The following is a 16,888-nucleotide window of genomic DNA, read 5'->3' on the forward strand; positions in this document are numbered from 1 at the left end:
CTCGCCGTGGAACTGAACAGGTCGGGTCTGGCGGCCGACTGGGCGACCCTGCTGTGGGAGGTGTCCTCGCCCGGTCCGGCGGCCGCACATCCCGGTTCGGTCCGCCGCCCGCACATCCCTCGTGGTCAGTCCGTCGCCCGCGCCGCGTACGCCACGGGGTCGGCCAGCACGTCCTGCATCACCAGCGCCGCCGCACCCCGCGCAGCGTCGCCCGCGACCGACGAGGCGCGCAGCCGCCCGCCGCTCCGGGACCACAGCCCGGACACCACCCTGCCCGTGAGCTCCTCGTCGGCGGGCGCCGACAGCCATGGCATCAGGCCCCGGTAGATCCCGCCGAGCACCACCGCGTCAGGGTCGAGCAGATTCACCGCCCCGGACAGCACCCGGCCCAGCATCCGGCCGGCATCGGCCACTGCAGCCACCGCCCGCTCGTCCCCGGCCCGGGTGCGCCGCTCCAGCTCGGCCACCCCGCTGCCGCGGCCGGTCTCCTCGACCCCGGCCGCCCGCAGCAGTGCCGACTGTCCCGCGTACTGCTCCAGGCAGCCACGCGAACCGCACCGGCACTCCGGCCCGTCCGCGTCGACCACCACATGCCCGATCTCCCCGGCGAACCCGTGCGCGCCGCGCAGCAGTTCACCGTCGATGACCAGGGCGCCGCCGACACCGATCTCACCCGTCAGATACAGAAAGCTCCGGACCTCGTCGAGCCCGCCGAACCAGAGCTCGGCCAGCGCCGCCAGATTGGCCTCGTTCTCCGAACTCACCGGCAGTTCTGTGCGGCCGGGACGCAGCGTGGCGAGCGAGGCCGCGAAGAGTTCCTCGGCCGGAACCTGGTTCCAGCCCAGATTGGGTGCCTGGCGCACGGATCCGCCGGACACCAGACCGGGCAGTGCGAGCGCCACCCCGACCGGGAACAGCTCCTGCTCGGCCGCCGAGTCCAGGGTGCGCGCCGCGATCCCGGCGGCCCGCGCCAGCACCTCGGCGGGCGGGGCGCCGCGGTTGTCGAGGTGCTCGGTCAGCCGGACCCGGCCGGTGCCGGCCAGATCGACGACGCACACCGACACATAGTCGATGTTGACCTCCACGCCGAGCCCGGCGGGACCGGTGCGCGCCACCTTGAGTGCGGTGCCGGGGCGTCCGGCCTGCCCGCTGAACGTCTTGCCCGACTCGGTCAGGAACCCGCTGTCGAGCAGCTGCTCGACCAGCGAGGACACGGCGGCACGGGTCAGTCCCACGCGCGCGGCCACCCCGGCCCTGGTCGCCTCGCGTTCGCCCTCGTCACGGACGGCTCGCAGCACCAGGCTGAGGTTGCTCCGTCGCACGGTGTCCTTGTCGGCCTTGGGCCCCAGCGTCGTGAGGTTGCTCTTCATATCGCTGATGAGCCTATGCGATGCCGTACGTCAGTACGGTCCGGAGCCCGCTCCGGACCCGGCCCGGTGGTCCCCCGCGTGCGGGACCACCGAGCCGGACCGTGCGGCTCACGCCGTGGCGCCGCGCTCCTCGATCATGTCCGCCATCAACACGATCTCCGACTGCTGGCCACGGACCATGCCCGCCGCCAGGTTCCTGATCTCGTCGGTGCCCGCCCCGGCGGCCGCCGCCTGTGCCATCTCCGCACCGGCCCGGTGGTGCACGGTCATCAGTCTGAGATACATCACCTCGGCGTCCTTCCCCTTCGCCGCCCGCAGTGCGTCCAGCTCGGTGTCGGTCGCCATGCCCGGCATCAGAGATCCGTCGCCCCTGGGCTCGCCCGCGTGGCCCATCCACTCCATGGGCGGGCGGCTGGAGCTCTTGGCGCGGCCCCACACGTCCAGCCAGCCGAGCATCATGCCGCGCTGATTGGCCTGGGTGTTGATGATGTCGTACGCGAGCCGCCGTACGTCTTCGTCGGCCGTCCGGTCACGGACGATGAACGACATCTCGACCGCCTGCTGATGGTGGATCGACATGTCACGGGCGAACCCCACATCGACCGAGGTGTCCGCGGGCACGGCTGCCCGGTTCGCCTCCTGCGGGGTGGACGACGAGGTCGGGCGTACGAACATCAGCGCGACCAGCCCCAGAGCCAGCAGCAGCACCGCAGCTCCCGCCGCACCCATCCGCCACGGAGTGCGTACCGAGGACGTCACTGGGCGATCCCGCCGGTGCACGCGGCGCCCGGCTCCGGAGTCTGCGGCCCCTGGACGTACTTGGTGAAGAACTGCGCGACGCGTGCGTCGGTCGCGCTCTTCACCGTGACCTGCTTGCCCCAGGCGCTGAGGATCAGCGGGGCGTCCTGGTCCTTGACCGGGCTCATGAGGGAGTACGGCGTCCTGGCGACGCGCTCGGTGAACTTCTCGATGTCGGCGGGCTTCGCCTTCTCGTTGTACGTGACCCAGACGGCACCGTGCTCCAGCGAGTGGACGGCATTCTCGTTCGGGATCGGCGCGGTGTAGACGTCGGCGTCGCAGTTCATCCACACCGGGTTGTGGTCGCCGCCGACCGGCGGGTTCATCGGGTAGTCGACCTTCTTCTGGACATGGTTCTGGGTGAGCTTGTCCCAGCTCCGTTCGCCTCGGACGGGCGAGGACTTGGCCTGCTCCTCGGCCCGGTCCTGCTTGTCGGCGGCGGACATCAGATAGCCGCCGCCCGCGACGAGTCCGGCGACGACGGCGATGGACGCGGCGATGGTGATGATGCGGCTACGGCGCTCGCGGGCCCGCTCCTTGCGGCGGGCCTCCTCCAGCTTGGCGCGGCGCGCGGCGGCAGGGCTGTGCTGCTTCTTGGCGGAAGGCATGGGGAGTCCTCGGGTTCAACACGATGTACGGAGAGTGGGCAGGCGGAGGAACCGGGCCTGCTTCTAGGTCCGTTGAACCTGGAGACTGAGGCGATCGACGGCGCCCACGGCATCGTTGGAGGGGCCGCGGATACCGGCGGCGCCGGTGAGTCGGCCCACCGGTGCGGCGACCGTGGAGGTGGGGAGTGCGACGGGGGAGGCCTGGGGGGACAGGACGACGGGTGTCGCATGCTCCGAGGCGCCGTGGCAGGAACTGCCGGCGCCCCGGCCGCCCGGAGCCTCGGCCACGACGACGATGCGCGCGGTCGGCGGGGGAGTCGCGCCGGGAGCCGTGACCGGAGTGGGGGTCGCGGGCACCGTCGCGGTCATGGCGTGGTGCGCGGCCGCGTCGGTCTCGGCGAGCGAACAGCACGAGACCACGGTGAGCAGGGCGAGCAGCCAGCCGAGAACGGCAGACACGCGGACGTCACCGCGCCGCGCGTAGGGCCGTTCTCCGAACCTGGTCATCACCGACATCGTAGCGGTGTGTGAAAGTTCAAGAAGTGTGGGGAGCCTGTGGATGCGGCGGTTGACGGTTCCCCTGTCGGACCGGCGGGATAGTGTGCCCCGGTGACAACGCACTCGAACGTATCTGCGGGCTGGTATCCGGACCCTCATGGCGCGCCCCAGCTGCTGCGCTACTGGGACGGCTCCCAGTGGACCGAGCACACCAACCCGGCCGGCGGGCAGCAGCCCCAGGGGCAGGTGCCCCAGCAGCAGGCCGCCCCCCAGTATCAGCAGGCCGCCGCTCAGCCGCAGGCCGCGCCGCAGCAGTTCGCCCCTCAGCAGGTGGCGCAGCCTCAGCAGGGTGGCGTCCCCGGCGGCGCCTCGCTCTTCAACCAGCAGGTCCTGGTCGTGAACCAGAAGGCCAAGCTGATCGAGGTGACGAACGAGTACAGCGTCTTCGACCAGCACGGCAACACGATCGGCTCGGTCATCCAGGTCGGCCAGAGCGCGCTGCGCAAGGTGCTGCGGTTCGTCTCCAGCATCGACCAGTACCTCACCCACAAGCTCGAGATCCGTGACGCGTACGGTCAGCCGCAGCTGCTCCTGACCCGCCCGGCGAAGTTCATCAAGTCCCGGGTCGTCGTGCAGCGCCCGGACGGCAGCCCCGTCGGCGAGATCGTCCAGCAGAACGCCATCGGCAAGATCAACTTCGCCATCATGGTCGACGGTCAGAAGATCGGTGCCATCAAGGCGGAGAACTGGCGCGCCTGGAACTTCGCGATCGTCGACCACAACGACGCGGAGATCGCCCGGATCACCAAGACCTGGGAAGGCCTCGCGAAGACGCTGTTCACGACGGCGGACAACTACGTGCTGCAGATCCACTACCAGCTGCCCGAGCCGCTGCTGAGCCTCGTCGTGGCGACGGCACTGACCGTGGACACCGCCCTCAAGCAGGACGCCCGCGGCCTCGGCTGACCGGCCCCTTCTGCACGGCACGCACCGCCCGCGCATCCGTACATACATGTACGGGGGCGTGGGCGGACGCTTTTCCCCGGGAAGGCCGAACGGCCGCTGCCCGGGACGGGCGCCCCCCGGTGCGACGATGACAGGCATGCCCTACCTGGTGCCGCCCCACATCCCTTCCGGCCGTCTCGCGGACGGTGCGCAGCCCGCCCTGCAGGTCGCCGGCGACCTGCTCCTGCGACCGTGGGAATGCACCGACGCACCCGCCGTTCTCGACGCCTTCTCGGACCCGGCGATCCAACGCTGGCACCTGCGGCGGGCCGACTCCCAGGACGAGGCCCGCGACTGGATCGAACAGTGGCAGGACGCCTGGCACGCCGAGACCGGTGTCCACTGGGCGGTCGTCCGCCCGAAGAACGGTGCGCCGGACGGAGCCGAGGAACTGCTCGGACGGATCTCGCTCCGCTCGCTGCTGCTGGGCATCGGACAGGCCGAATGCGCCTACTGGACCCTGCCCGCCGCCCGCGGCCAGGGCGTCGCACCCAGGTCCGTGGCCGCCGTGACGCGCTGGGCCTTCGACGAGGTCGGCTTCGAGCGTCTGGAACTCGCCCACTCGGTCATGAACGAGGCGTCCTGCCGCGTCGCGACCAAGTCGGGCTTCGCGCTGGAGGGCACCCGGCGGCGGGGTCATCTGCACGCCGACGGCTGGCACGACATGCACATCCATGCCCGGATCCGGGACGACGGGGCGAGCGTGGCCGCCGGTCGGGGTGCCCGTCCCGCCGGGTCCTAGGCGTGGCAGCGTGCTGCCCGTACCGAATGCCACGGTGCGGCAGACGGTCGGGCGGAGCAGTCATCGGCGTTCCAGCGCCCGGTCGGTGAGGAGGCCCGCGGACCCGGTGTACCGGGTGGGGTCGGTCAGTTCCGCCAGATCGAGGCCGGCGAGCTCGGGTTCCTCGCGGAGGACGTCGAAGAGCACATCGGAGAGGTCGGCCGTCTCGGAGCGAGCCCGGTCCGCCGCGCCTGCAAGCACCTCCCTGGCCCGCGCCCGGCCGATCCGACCGGCGAACGCGGCAGCCAGTCGCTCCGAGACGATCAGACCGTCGGTGAGCTGAAGGTTCTCCCGCATGGCGTACGGGACGACCCGCAGTCCGGCCGCGAGTGCGGCGCCGTCGCGCGCGGCGCCGCCGACGAGCCGCAGCAGATCGCGCAGCGGTTCCCATTCGGCGTGCCACGCCCCGGCGGGCCGCTCGTCCTCGGCGGTCAGCGAGCCGTACAGGGTGGCCGCCAGGCCCGGGGCTCGGCGGGCGGCCGCCGCGATCAGCGTGGCGTGCACCGGATTCGCCTTGTGCGGCAAGGCCGACGAACCGCCCCACTCTTCCTCCTCGACCTCGCCGATCTCGGTGCGGGAGAGCGTGAGCACATCGGCGGCCATCTTGCCGAGAGCGCCCGCGGTGAAGGCGAGCGCACCGGCGAGATCGGCGATCGGGGTACGCAGGGTGTGCCAGGGCAACACCGGTTCCGCCAGCCCGAGTTCGCGCGCATAGGCGGCAACCAGAGCAAGCAGGTCGGCCTCCCCCCGCCCGTCGGCGCCCTTCTGCCCCTCGGTGTCCTCCTGTGCGGCGGGAGGGGCGGAGAAGGCGGAGAAGGCCGCCAATGTGCCTGCCGCGCCACCCAGTTGGGCGGGCAGCGACGCCCGTACCGCAGTCAGCCGGTCCCGGGCGTCGAGGATCAGCGCACGCCACCCCGCAGCCTTCAGCCCGAACGTGGTCGGCACGGCGTGCTGGGTGAGCGTGCGCCCCGCCATCTGTGTGTCGCGGTGTGTGGTCGCGTGCCGTGCCACCTCGCCCGCCGCGCGCTCCAGGTCGTCGAGCACCGTTGCCAGCGTCCGTGAGGCGACCAGCATCGCGGCGGTGTCGAGGATGTCCTGGCTGGTCGCACCCCGGTGCACATACGGCCGGGCGTCCTCGGGAACAGCCGCCGTGAGGTCCGCGACCAGGGGGATGACGGGGTTGCCGCCGGAGCGGGCCCGCAGCGCCAGGTCGCGTACGTCGAAGCGGCCGGCGTCCGCCGTCTCCGTCACCGCCCGCCCCGCCTCGGCGGGGGCGAGTCCGCAGGCGGACTGGGCGCGGGTCAGCGCGGCCTCGGCGTCGAGCATCGCCTGAAGGAAGGCGCTGTCGCCGGTGGTGGCCTCGGCGGGGGAGCCGGCCCGCCCGGGGGCGAGCAGGCCGGCATCGCTCTCGTACATCAGCTGAACTCCATGAGGACCGTTTCGCCGGCGCCGTGCAGACGGATGTCGAACCGGTGGGTGCGCCGGTCCGTGGGCGTCGCGATCAGTGTGGCCCGGCGCTCCGTGGCCGGCGACTCCAGCAGCGGACCCGCGGCATGGACGGTGCCGTCAGCGCCCGGAGACGGATCCGGGTGACGGCCCCGGTCCCGGCCGTGATCCGCCGGACACCCCTAGCCTTCCTCGCCCGCCAGGTAGATGCCGAAGACCGCGCCCTGCGGGTCGCGAACCACCGCGATCCGTGGGCCGTCCGGGACGCTCGTCGGCGGCATCATCAGCTTGCCGCCCGCGCCCTGTGCGGTGGCCGCGGTCGCGTCGACGTCCGTCACGGCGAAATAGGGCAGCCAGTTCGGCGGTGCCTCGGGCGGGAACCTGTCGTCCATCACCAGCATGCCGCCGAAGTCGGCGCCGTCCACGCCCCACTGCGGGTACGTCTCCGACTCGGTGACCGTCCAGCCGAAGACCGCCGGGTAGAAGGAGAGCGCGGCATCGGCCTCTCGGGTGACGAGTTCGACCCAGCCGAGCGCGCCCGGCTCGTTCAGCAGGTCGGCGCCCACGAAGGCGCGGCCCTGCCACAGTGAGAACACCGCGCCGGTCGGGTCCGCGACCACCGCGAACCTTCCCTGGTCGAAGACGTCCATCGGGCCGACCAGCTGCGAGCCGCCCGCCGCCGTCACCTTGCCGACCGTGGCATCCGTGTCCTCGGTGGCGAACGAGACCGTCCAGGCGGGCGGCTGACCCGGCTGATAGACCGGGCTGAGTGCGGCGACGCGCTCATCGCCGAGGTGCGCCATCGTGTAGCCGCCGGCCTCCTCGCGCGGGTCGGTCTCGGACCGCCAGCCGAAGAGCGCCGCGTAGAACGCCTTGGCAGCCGCGATGTCGGGCGTGCTGAGCTCGACCCAGCAGGGGCCACCGGACACCGGTTCGGTGAGCTTCATTGCGTTTCCTCTGTTCCCTCTGTCACTGCGTGGACGCGTGGAGGTCCGTGTGTTTTCGCACGCTATGGCCGGCCGGGGAGCGGGGCCAGTGCGCCACGTGAGGAGGAAATTGTTTTACGAGTGTAATATCTGCTAAAGTGTTTGCGTGAGTGATTCATCCATTCGTACCCGGCAGCCCTCCGTCCGCAGACTCCCCGTGGTCGGCCCGTTGCGCCTGACCCGCCCCTCGGACATGTGGTTCAAGCCGGCACTGAGCGTGGTCGTCGCTTCTGCCGTACCGAATCTGGCGCTCTTCGCCTTCGGCCGGCTCGACCTCGTGATGTACACGATGGCAGGCTCGCTCTGTGCGCTGTACGGCCACAGCCTCCCGTACGCCCGCCGCGCCCGTACCGTCGCCGGAGTCGTCGTCGGCATGCTCGTCGGCACGGCGATATCCCTGGTCACGGCCTCACTCACCGACTCGACCGCCGTGCTGATCGCCGTCGGGGCGCTTCTCGCGGCCGGGCAGAAGGTGCTCTGCGACGCCACCCGCATCGGACCGCCCGGACCGGTGATCTTCACGTTCGTCACCTCGGCCGCGCTCTTCGCCCCGCAGCACCTCGGTCAGGTGCCCGGACACCTGGCACTGACCGCGGCCGCGGGCGCGGTCTCCTGGCTGGTCACCGTCGGGCCCGTGCTGCTGCGCCGGGAGGGTCCGGAGCGGCGCGCGACCGCCCGAGCCCTGGCCGCTGCCGCCGCGTACGCGGACGACCCCGGGCACCGCACCCGGCACTCCGCGGCCGCCGCCGTCCACACGGCCTGGCAGACACTGCTCGCCGCCGGGCGCCCCACCCCCGTACGCCGGGAGCTGGAGCGGCTCGTCGTCCACGCCGAAGCCGCGCTCGCCCGGGGAGCCCTGGGTGCGCCGCACCCCGGCGTCCACGCGCGTCGGGTCGGCGACACCGACGGTGGCGGCCACGCCCGTACGGCGGACCGCGACAGCGAGCTCGCCCCTACGGCCGTCGGCACCCGCGCCGCCGACCACGACCTCGAAGCCCGCGTCGCCGGCCCCGACCGGCTCCGCGCCTGGGCCCGCCAGACCCGGGCCCGCGGCCCCGTTCCGACCCCGCCGCCTGCCCCCGGCACCGCCGAGGAGCTCTTCGGGATCGACGCCGAGCGGGCCGCGCGCCGGACCGTGGGCCGAGGCGACGCCCGCCGAGCGGTGCTGCGCGCACTCGCCCCTGGCTCCCCGCTGCTGCCCATCGCCGCCCGCGCCCTCATCGGCTGCGCCCTCGCCGGATATGTCTCGATGGCCGTCGGCGTCGGCCGCCCCTACTGGGCGATCGTCACCGCCGCCTCCCTCTACCAGGCCAATGTCACGCTCTCCTGGAGCCGCGCCCTGCAACGCACCCTCGGCAACCTCCTGGGTGTGCTCGTCTTCGCCGCGGTTCTCCCCGTCTCCCGGACGAGCTCGCTCGCACTCATCGGCTGCTGCCTCTTCTTCAATTTCGCCGCAGAGGCCCTGATCACCCGTAACTACTGGCTCGGCTCCATAGCCGTCACCCCGATGGCCCTCCTCGTGCTGGAGTTCGGCGGCACGCACCCGGCCGGAGAGCTCATCGGCGACCGCGTCCTGGACACCGTCATCGGCGCCGCCGTCGGAATCCTCGCCGCCATGGCCGTCACCAACCGACGGGCCACCGGACGCCTGGAACGGGCCCTCGCCGCCACCGACCGGGCCCGGGCCCACGCCGTACAGACCATCGCCGCCCCGGCGCCCGCGCCCGCCGCCCTCGATGCCGCCCGCCGCAGGCTCACCGGATCGCTCGTCGAACTGCGCGAGGCCGGCGACACGGCAGCCGGCGAATGGTGGCAGCGCGCCCTGCCCGAGGAGCACATTCTCGCGGCCGAGCAGGCCGGACACCGTACGCTCGCGGCGACGGCAACACGGCAGGGGCTGATCGCCCCCGCCTCGGAGAACGGAGCGGTGTGACCGACGACATCGTCGCCTCGGTGGTACGGCAGTGGCACGCCGTCAACCCGGAGCTGGACACCGGACCGATGGAACTCATCGGCCGCATCAACCGCTGCGCCGCCCTGCTCCAGCAGGCGGAGGACGCCCCGCTGCGCGCCGCCGGACTCTCCCGCGCCGAATTCGACCTGCTGGGCGCCGTACGGCGCACCGACCGCGAACTCACCCCCGGCGAACTGGCCAGGGAGACGTTCTCCTCCGGTGCGGCCGTCACCAAGCGCCTCCGGATCCTCCAGGAACGCGGCCTGGTCGACCGCCGCAGCGACGAGCGCGACCGGCGCGTCACACACGTCCGACTCACCGAGGAGGGGCGCGCCCTGGTCGACCAGCTGCTGCCCCGGCAACTGGCGTACGAACGCACCGTGCTCTCCGGTCTCGACGAGCGGACCCGCGGCGAACTCAGCTCGCAGCTCAGCGAATTGCTGGTCCAGCTGGAGGGACGCATCGGCGGGGCCCGGCGCTGACCCACGCACCGGACCCCGCTGCGCCCGGGCGGGTGACGGCTGTCGGACGGCCCGCTCCGGCCGTCGGCCCACCCACGGATGCACGGCCAGGATCAGCAGGCAGACCACTGCGGCGCCCAGTGCGAACTCGTTCATCGCCGGGGCCATCCCCTGATACGTGGCCAGCAGACCGGCGCCGATGGCGGGCAGCCCGAGCCCCGCGTTGACGATCGTGCAGAACGTCGCCAGGACGGCCCCGCAGGCCTCCGGCACCGCCCGGCCCACCAGCAGCCGGCTCAGACCGCCGTGCAGCCCCCGTCCACGACGAGTGCGGTGACGGTCACGAAGCAGGACTCGTCGGAGGCCAGGTGGAGCACGCCGTACGCGATCGCATGTGCCTGCGCACCTCGGAGTGGGACGGAATGGCCCACTCGGTAATCGATGCGGTCTGCCAACTCCTCTACGGCCGTCCCCCTCCGAAAGTTAGTCCTGACAATGTCCCGTACAGCGGTACGTCAGTCGTCACATCGCTCGCGTTCGGGCGCTTCATTACTCCCCGCACACGGCTGAAGGCGGTGCGTGGAAAAACTCGTGAGTGTATTACCGCCGGAGCGCTCGCGCCGGGGGTTGGGTGAATATGCCGAAGCACTGTTTCTATCTGGCTAAGCTCACGCGCAGTGAAGTCGAGTTGATATGAATTCGAGCACTTGTTCCTGTGCGCCCTGGATGCGCGCATACCTCCCGAATCAACCGTCAGAGGTCTTAGATGGTTCGAGTTGAATCACCGCCGATCGACAGAGAAACTCCCGTCGCTCGCGCCGCGTTGCTCCCCGTGCTCCTGATGGCCGGCGCGACTGCCGCAGCCGCGACACTGGTCTCCGAGCCCGCGCGGATAGCAGTTGTCTGGTGCGGAGCCGCCGCCACCGTCGTGGTCGCCTCACTCAGCGTCGTGCTCGTCCGCCGCGGACGCGCGATGCGCAGGCAGCGCGCCGAGTACGAACGCCGTCTCGCCGTCCTTGAACATCGCCTCGCCACCCATGACGAAGAGGCCATTCGGATCAGCAAGGAGCTGCTGCCGGCCGTGATCCACCGGCTCCGGGTGGGTAACTCGCCCGACGAGGTACTGCGCGACGTCGTCGACTCCGACGAGACGTACCGCGATCTTCCCGATGCCCAACGCGCCCTCGTCCGTACGGTGCTGGACATCATCGACAACGAAGAGGCGATGCGTGACTCCGCGCAGCGCGCCTTCGTCAACGTCGCCCGGCGCGTCCAGGCGATCGTCAACCGCCAGGCCTCCGAGCTGCGGGAGATGGAGGAGCACCACGGTCGCAACGCCGACGTCTTCGACGACCTGCTGCGCATCGACCACGGCACCGCGCTGATCGGCCGCCTCGCCGACTCCATCGCGGTGCTCGGCGGCGCCCGCCCCAGCCGCCAATGGCCCAAGCCCGTACCGCTGTTCAGCGTGCTGCGTGGCGCCATGTCGCGGATCCTCGAGTACCCGCGCGTCGATCTGCACTCGATCGCCAAGGTCGCCATCATCGGCACTGCGGTCGAGCCGCTCATCCATGCCTGCGCCGAGCTCCTCGACAACGCCACCCGCTACTCGCCGCCGCAGACCCGGGTGCACGTCACCGCGGTCGAGGTGCAGTCCGGCATCGCCATCGAGATCGAGGACGGCGGCGTCAGCCTCAGCGAGGAGGCCCGCGAACGGGCGGAGAACATGCTCGCCAGGGCGCAGGCCGGATCGAATATGAACGACCTCGGCGAGTCCCCGCGGCTCGGCATGGCCGTCGTCGGCCGGCTCTCCCGGATGTACGACCTCCAGGTCTCGCTGCGGCAGTCCGCGTACGGCGGGGTCCGCGCCGTCGTCATCGTGCCGCGCGCCATGATCACCACCCGCCCCGCACCCGGTATCGCCCACGGCATCGGCGCCACGTCGAGGCCCACCAGCGACATCGACCTCTCGAACATGAAGCACGTCGTTCCGCCGCGCAGCAAGCGCCGCCAGCCTCTCCCCGTGGAATCCCGTCCGGCCACCGGACCGGTCGCCTCCGACTCCCGGCCGGCCGCCCCCGCGTCCGCCATGGGGGACGACGCCCCCGCGGTGACCGAGTGGACCTCCGGTGGCCTTCCGCAGCGCCGCAGCCGCGGCCGCGCACCGCTCGGCTCGCACAATCTCCCCGCGCAGTCGGCCGCCCCCGCCGCAGGGCAGCACAACGGTAGCGACAGCGCCAAGGAGCCGCCGCCCGGACTCTGGCTGGAGGCATTCACCAACGCCGTCAACGGCGTGCCGCAGGAGCCGAAGACCGGCGAAGACTCTGACGATGCGTGGGACAAGGGAGATCTGAAGTGATCCAGCAGCGGGGCAATATGGACTGGATGCTCAAGGAACTGGCCGACGACGTTCCTGACATCCATCAGATCGTGGTGCTCTCCGCGGACGGCCTGCGCATCGCCCGGCACGGCGGCGACCCCGATGTCGCCGACCGGCTGGCGGCCGCCTGTGCCGGACTGCAGAGCCTGGCCGCCGCCGTCGCCTCCGAAATCCCGTACAGCGACGGAATGATGCGGCTCGTCGTCATCGAAGTCACCGGCGGTTTTTTCTACTTGATGGCCGCCGGGACCGGTGCGTACCTCGCGGTCCTTGCCGGAGAGACGGTGGACGCGGGACTCGTCGGAGCGCGGATGCGCGACATGGTCGTCAGGATCGGCGCCCACCTCACGAGCCCGCCGCGTCATGACGGGCAGGCCGGATGAGTTCTCCCCGACGAGAACGCCGAAAGACCGATCCGGCACTGAGTGATCCGGAACGGCTGTACGTGATCACAGGCGATCCCGACGGCAGCGAGCGGGCGGCGCTCGACCTGGTCACGATGATCGTCGCGAAGGTGGAACCGACGCCGACGGTCCAGCCCGAGCAGGCCGTGATCCTGCGGCTCTGCCAGGCGCCGTTATCGGTCGCCGAGATCTCGGCCTACCTCAGCCTGCCGTTCAGCGTGGTGACTTCGCTCCTCACCGATCTCCTCGCGACCGAACTGATCGAATCGCGCGCGCCCATCGTCCGCGCCACACTCCCGGACAGGTCCCTTCTCGAAGCGGTGATGCATGGACTTCAGAAACTCTGACACGATCACCGGCCCCAGGACCGAGGACATCCTGCCCACCACGGCCACAGCGGCCGTGAAGGTGGTGATAGTCGGTGGGTTCGGGGTCGGCAAGACGACCATGGTCGGTTCCGTCAGCGAGATCCGGCCCCTGACCACCGAAGAGACCATGACCCAGGCCGGCGTCGGCGTGGACGACAACTTCGGGGTGGAGAGCAAGACCGCCACCACCGTCGCCATGGACTTCGGCCGGATCAGCATCAGCGACGAGCTGATCCTCTACCTCTTCGGCACCCCGGGCCAGGAACGCTTCTGGTTCCTGTGGAACGGCCTCTTCGAGGGCGCGCTCGGCGCCGTCGTACTCATCGACACCCGACGCCTCGAAGTCAGCTTCGACGTGATCGGGCGTCTGGAGGAGCGCGGCGTGCCGTTCGTCGTCGCCGTCAACACCTTCCCGGACGCCCCGAAGCACCCGGTCGAGGCATTGCGCAGCGCCCTGGACCTGCCGGACGAGGTTCCGATGATCGACTGCGACGCGAGACTGCGCGCGTCCAGCCGCGATGTGTTGATGACCCTGATGCGCTATCTGCACAGCCTGGCCGTCCCGCTCGGCTGACCCCACCGCACCTCACCGCACACCGCGCCGCACCCTGCCCGCCCCCACGCGCACCCCGCCGGACACCCTCTTGGCACCCGCTCGATCCCTCGCCCGTACACATCCGATCTTGGCAGCCTTATCCCTGGAGCGATCGTGACAACCCCTTTCCACTACGAGCCCGGCGCGGCCACGGGGCCGGTTCCACCGCCCGAGTGCCCGGCCCACGGCCTCGGTATCGGACCCGGCGGGCTGCGCCGGTTCTACGGCCCCGAGGCGGAGCGGGACCCCGCAGGGCTGTACGACAAGTTGCGCGCCGAACACGGAACGGTGGCACCGATCCTGCTGCACGGGGACGTACCCGCCTGGCTGGTGCTCGGGCACAGCGAGAACCTGCACATGACCCGGACCCCCTCGCAGTTCTCCCGCGACTCCCGGCGCTGGCGGGCCCTGCAGGACGGCAGTGTCGCCCCGGACCACCCGCTGGCCCCGATCTTCACCTGGCAGCCGGTGTGCGTGTTCGCCGACGGCGACACCCATGAACGGCTGCGCGGCGCGGTCACCGACAGCATGGCGCGCATCGACCACCGCGGCGTGCGCCGTCACATCAACCGCTTCAGTAACCGCCTCGTCAACGACTTCTGCCAGGAAGGCCGCGTCGACCTGGTCAGCCAGTTCGCCGAGCAGCTGCCGATGATGGTGATGTGCGCGATCCTCGGCATGCCCGAGGAGTACAACGACCGCATGGTGCAGGCCGCCCGCGACATGACCCGGGGCACGGCGACCGCTGTCGCGAGCAACGCCTATGTCGTTGCCGCGCTGAGCCGGCTGGTCCAACGGCGCCGGACCGAACCCGCCTCCGACTTCGCCACCTGGCTCGTCGATCATCCCGCGGGAATGACCGACACCGAGGTCACCGAGCATTTGCGGCTGATCCTCATCGCCGCGTACGAGGCCACCGCCAACCTGATCGCCAACGTGCTCCGCATGGTGCTCACCGACCCGCGGTTCCGGGCCAGGCTCAGCGGCGGCCACATGACGGTGCCGGAGGCGGTCGAGCAGACGCTGTGGGACGAGCCGCCGTTCACCGCGGTGTTCGGCCGCTGGGCGGTCGGCGACACGGAGCTCGGCGGCCAGCGCATCAGGGAGGGCGACGCGCTGATCGTCGGCATCGCACCCGCCAACACGGACCCGGTGGTACGGCCCGATCTCACCGCCAACATGGAGGGCAACCGCGCCCACCTCGCGTTCAGCGGTGGCCCGCACGAATGCCCCGGCCAGGACATCGGGCGAGCGATCGCGGACGTTGGTGTCGACGCCCTGCTGATGCGCCTGCCGGACCTCGAACTGGCCGTCGACGAGAGCGAACTGCAGTGGATCGGGAACATCATGTCCCGGCATCTCGTGGAACTGCCCGCGGACTTCGCCGCCCGCCCGCCGCAGGACGACAACGAACCGCCGTCGACGGGCCGGCGCAACCCGGCGCGCGAGAACTGGGAAGTGCAGTCGCCGGTCCCGCACACGCCGCCCGCGTCGGTGCGCACTCCGGCGCCCTCGCCCGTTCCGGCCGGTGCGGGGGCGCAGGCCGCCCCCGGCGGGGCCGGTGCCGTGCAGGGGGGTGGGGTGCAGACCGAGACGGCGCCCGAAAACACGGCCGCGGGGCAGTCGGCAGTCGGCCGGATCCCGCGCCAGCGCAGGCCGGCCGCACCGGCGAGGCTGTGGCGCGCGGTGACGCGCTGGTGGAGCGGCTACTGACCTGGCTGTTCGCGCAACGACCGGCACCGTCGGTACGAGCGCAGTTACGGGCCGGTGGTCCCGGACCTCGGGGTCCGGGACCACCGGCCCGCGCGCTTGCCGCGGTGATGGCAGCGGGCCCGGTACGGAGCTTCGGGCCCGTACCATGCGGAAGCGTGAAGCTGACAATTCTGGGCGGTGGCGGATTCCGGGTCCCCCTGGTGTACGGGGCGCTGCTCGCCGACCACGCCGAAGGCCGCGTCACCGCCGTCACCCTCTACGACACCGACGCCGACCGGCTCACCGCCGTCGCCCGCGTCCTCGCCGATCAGGCCGAGAGGGTGCCGGACGCACCCACCGTTCTCGCCACCACCGAGCTCGACGAGGCACTGCGGGGCACCGACTTCGTCTTCTCCGCCATCCGTGTCGGCGGCCTCGAAGGCCGTGCCGCCGACGAACGGGTCGCCCTCGACGAGGGCGTGCTCGGCCAGGAGACGGTCGGCGCGGGCGGCATCGCGTACGGGCTGCGCACCGTCCCCGTCGCGGACGCCCTCGCCCGCCGCATCGCCCGGCTCGCCCCGCACGCCTGGGTCATCAACTTCACCAACCCGGCAGGCCTGGTCACCGAAGCCATGTCACGCCACCTCGGCGACCGGGTCATCGGCATCTGCGACTCGCCGGTGGGCCTCGGCCGCCGTATCGCCCGGGCCCTGGGCGCGGATCCCGACCGTGCCTGGATCGACTACGTCGGCCTCAACCACCTGGGCTGGGTCCGTGGACTGCACATCGACGGCCGCGACGAACTGCCGCGACTGCTCGCCGACCCGGAGTTGCTGGGCTCGTTCGAGGAGGGCAAGCTCTTCGGCACCGACTGGCTGCGTTCACTCGGTGCGATCCCCAACGAGTACCTGCACTACTACTACTTCAACCGGGAGGCCGTCCGCGCCTACCAGGAAGCCGAGCAGACCCGCGGCGCTTTCCTCCGCGACCAGCAGGAGGGCTTCTACGCCCGGATGAAGGACCCGGCCACCCCCGCCCTGCCGACCTGGGACCGCACCCGCGCCGAACGCGAGGCCACCTACATGTCGGAGAACAGGGAGGTCGCCGGGGCCGGTGAGCGGGACGAGAGCGATCTGGAGTCCGGCGGGTACGAGCAGGTCGCCCTCGCCCTCATGCGGGCCGTCGCCCGCAACGAGCGGACGTCCCTCATCCTCAACGTCCGCAACCGCACCACGCTGTCCGTGCTCGACACGGACGCCGTCATCGAGGTGCCCTGCCTCGTCGACGCCAACGGCGCCCACCCCGTGGCCGTCGACCCGCTCCCGTACCACGCAGTCGGCCTGGTCACGGCGGTCAAAGCCGTCGAACGCGCGGTCCTCGACGCGGCGGCAACCGGCTCACGCGCCACCGCCGTACAGGCCTTCGCACTGCACCCCCTCGTCGACTCGGTCTCGGTCGCCCGCCGACTCGTCGACGGGTATACGAAGGCTCATCCCGGACTCGCCTATCTGAACCGGTCCTGACCGGGACACGGCTGCTCAC

At 71.4% G+C, this 16,888-nt stretch carries 17 protein-coding genes; 10 read left to right on the forward strand and 7 right to left on the reverse strand.

What is annotated here, in order from left to right; translation table 11 throughout:
- Positions 1 to 125: 125 nt before the first annotated feature.
- From ACWCP8_RS30390 to ACWCP8_RS30405, 4 genes are all read right to left on the reverse strand, one after another.
- Complete coding sequence (locus ACWCP8_RS30390; RefSeq protein WP_451119353.1) at positions 126 to 1,370, reverse strand: ROK family protein; 1,245 nt, start codon at positions 1,368 to 1,370, stop codon at positions 126 to 128.
- Positions 1,371 to 1,478: 108 nt separating this feature from the next.
- Positions 1,479 to 2,099: a DUF305 domain-containing protein gene (locus ACWCP8_RS30395; protein ID WP_451119446.1), complete on the reverse strand. Its 621-nt coding sequence runs from the start codon at positions 2,097 to 2,099 to the stop codon at positions 1,479 to 1,481.
- A gap of 26 nt (positions 2,100 to 2,125) precedes the next feature.
- Complete coding sequence (locus ACWCP8_RS30400) at positions 2,126 to 2,776, reverse strand: DUF3105 domain-containing protein (protein WP_352269288.1); 651 nt, start codon at positions 2,774 to 2,776, stop codon at positions 2,126 to 2,128.
- A gap of 63 nt (positions 2,777 to 2,839) precedes the next feature.
- Positions 2,840 to 3,283: a hypothetical protein gene (locus tag ACWCP8_RS30405; RefSeq protein WP_352269287.1), complete on the reverse strand. Its 444-nt coding sequence runs from the start codon at positions 3,281 to 3,283 to the stop codon at positions 2,840 to 2,842.
- 102 nt (positions 3,284 to 3,385) lie between these two features.
- On the opposite strand from ACWCP8_RS30405, the gene ACWCP8_RS30410 reads away from it, so the two are divergent.
- A complete protein-coding gene (locus tag ACWCP8_RS30410) occupies positions 3,386 to 4,240 on the forward strand; it encodes a phospholipid scramblase-related protein (RefSeq protein WP_352269285.1) in 855 nt (284 codons plus the stop codon).
- A gap of 136 nt (positions 4,241 to 4,376) precedes the next feature.
- Positions 4,377 to 5,021, forward strand: a complete 645-nt coding sequence (locus ACWCP8_RS30415; protein ID WP_451119356.1) for a GNAT family N-acetyltransferase — start codon at positions 4,377 to 4,379, stop codon at positions 5,019 to 5,021.
- 60 nt (positions 5,022 to 5,081) lie between these two features.
- Here the strand turns inward: ACWCP8_RS30415 and pcaB are convergent, their stop codons facing one another.
- Together pcaB and ACWCP8_RS30425 are read right to left on the reverse strand one after the other, a co-directional pair.
- Positions 5,082 to 6,476, reverse strand: coding sequence for a 3-carboxy-cis,cis-muconate cycloisomerase (gene pcaB, locus ACWCP8_RS30420; RefSeq protein ID WP_451119358.1), 1,395 nt, complete (start codon positions 6,474 to 6,476; stop codon positions 5,082 to 5,084).
- A 212-nt stretch (positions 6,477 to 6,688) separates the two neighbouring features.
- Positions 6,689 to 7,453: a VOC family protein gene (locus ACWCP8_RS30425; protein WP_451119360.1), complete on the reverse strand. Its 765-nt coding sequence runs from the start codon at positions 7,451 to 7,453 to the stop codon at positions 6,689 to 6,691.
- 145 nt (positions 7,454 to 7,598) lie between these two features.
- On the opposite strand from ACWCP8_RS30425, the gene ACWCP8_RS30430 reads away from it, so the two are divergent.
- Both ACWCP8_RS30430 and ACWCP8_RS30435 read left to right on the forward strand, forming a co-directional pair.
- Entirely contained in the window at positions 7,599 to 9,425 is a 1,827-nt protein-coding gene (locus ACWCP8_RS30430; RefSeq protein WP_451119362.1) for an FUSC family protein, read from the forward strand.
- Positions 9,422 to 9,928: a MarR family winged helix-turn-helix transcriptional regulator gene (locus ACWCP8_RS30435; RefSeq protein ID WP_352269279.1), complete on the forward strand. Its 507-nt coding sequence runs from the start codon at positions 9,422 to 9,424 to the stop codon at positions 9,926 to 9,928. Before ACWCP8_RS30430 ends, ACWCP8_RS30435 begins: the two co-directional genes overlap by 4 nt.
- Positions 9,929 to 10,203: 275 nt before the next feature.
- On the opposite strand, the gene ACWCP8_RS30440 is transcribed toward ACWCP8_RS30435, so the two are convergent.
- Positions 10,204 to 10,338 carry a hypothetical protein gene (locus tag ACWCP8_RS30440; protein ID WP_451119364.1) on the reverse strand — a complete coding sequence of 45 codons (135 nt, stop codon included), beginning with the start codon at positions 10,336 to 10,338 and terminating at the stop codon, positions 10,204 to 10,206.
- A gap of 335 nt (positions 10,339 to 10,673) precedes the next feature.
- Between ACWCP8_RS30440 and ACWCP8_RS30445 the strand changes: the two genes are divergently transcribed.
- The 6 genes from ACWCP8_RS30445 (at position 10,674) to ACWCP8_RS30470 (ending at position 16,869) form a co-directional block, all read left to right on the forward strand.
- A complete protein-coding gene (locus tag ACWCP8_RS30445; RefSeq protein ID WP_352269276.1) occupies positions 10,674 to 12,266 on the forward strand; it encodes a sensor histidine kinase in 1,593 nt (530 codons plus the stop codon).
- The gene (locus ACWCP8_RS30450) at positions 12,263 to 12,670 is read left to right on the forward strand and encodes a roadblock/LC7 domain-containing protein (RefSeq protein WP_030929977.1); all 408 of its coding nucleotides are present in this window, start codon (positions 12,263 to 12,265) and stop codon (positions 12,668 to 12,670) included. The genes ACWCP8_RS30445 and ACWCP8_RS30450 overlap by 4 nt, the downstream gene beginning before the upstream one ends.
- Positions 12,667 to 13,038 (forward strand): DUF742 domain-containing protein, encoded by a 372-nt coding sequence (locus tag ACWCP8_RS30455; RefSeq protein WP_451119366.1) that lies wholly within the window; start codon positions 12,667 to 12,669, stop codon positions 13,036 to 13,038. The genes ACWCP8_RS30450 and ACWCP8_RS30455 overlap by 4 nt, the downstream gene beginning before the upstream one ends.
- Positions 13,019 to 13,633: a GTP-binding protein gene (locus ACWCP8_RS30460; protein WP_030980449.1), complete on the forward strand. Its 615-nt coding sequence runs from the start codon at positions 13,019 to 13,021 to the stop codon at positions 13,631 to 13,633. Before ACWCP8_RS30455 ends, ACWCP8_RS30460 begins: the two co-directional genes overlap by 20 nt.
- Positions 13,634 to 13,768: 135 nt before the next feature.
- Positions 13,769 to 15,367 carry a cytochrome P450 gene (locus tag ACWCP8_RS30465; RefSeq protein WP_352269273.1) on the forward strand — a complete coding sequence of 533 codons (1,599 nt, stop codon included), beginning with the start codon at positions 13,769 to 13,771 and terminating at the stop codon, positions 15,365 to 15,367.
- Between the two features lie 155 nt (positions 15,368 to 15,522).
- Positions 15,523 to 16,869, forward strand: coding sequence for a 6-phospho-beta-glucosidase (locus ACWCP8_RS30470; protein ID WP_451119369.1), 1,347 nt, complete (start codon positions 15,523 to 15,525; stop codon positions 16,867 to 16,869).
- Positions 16,870 to 16,888 lie beyond the last annotated feature (19 nt).

The sequence above is a fragment of the Streptomyces sp. NPDC002206 genome, from assembly GCF_053593595.1.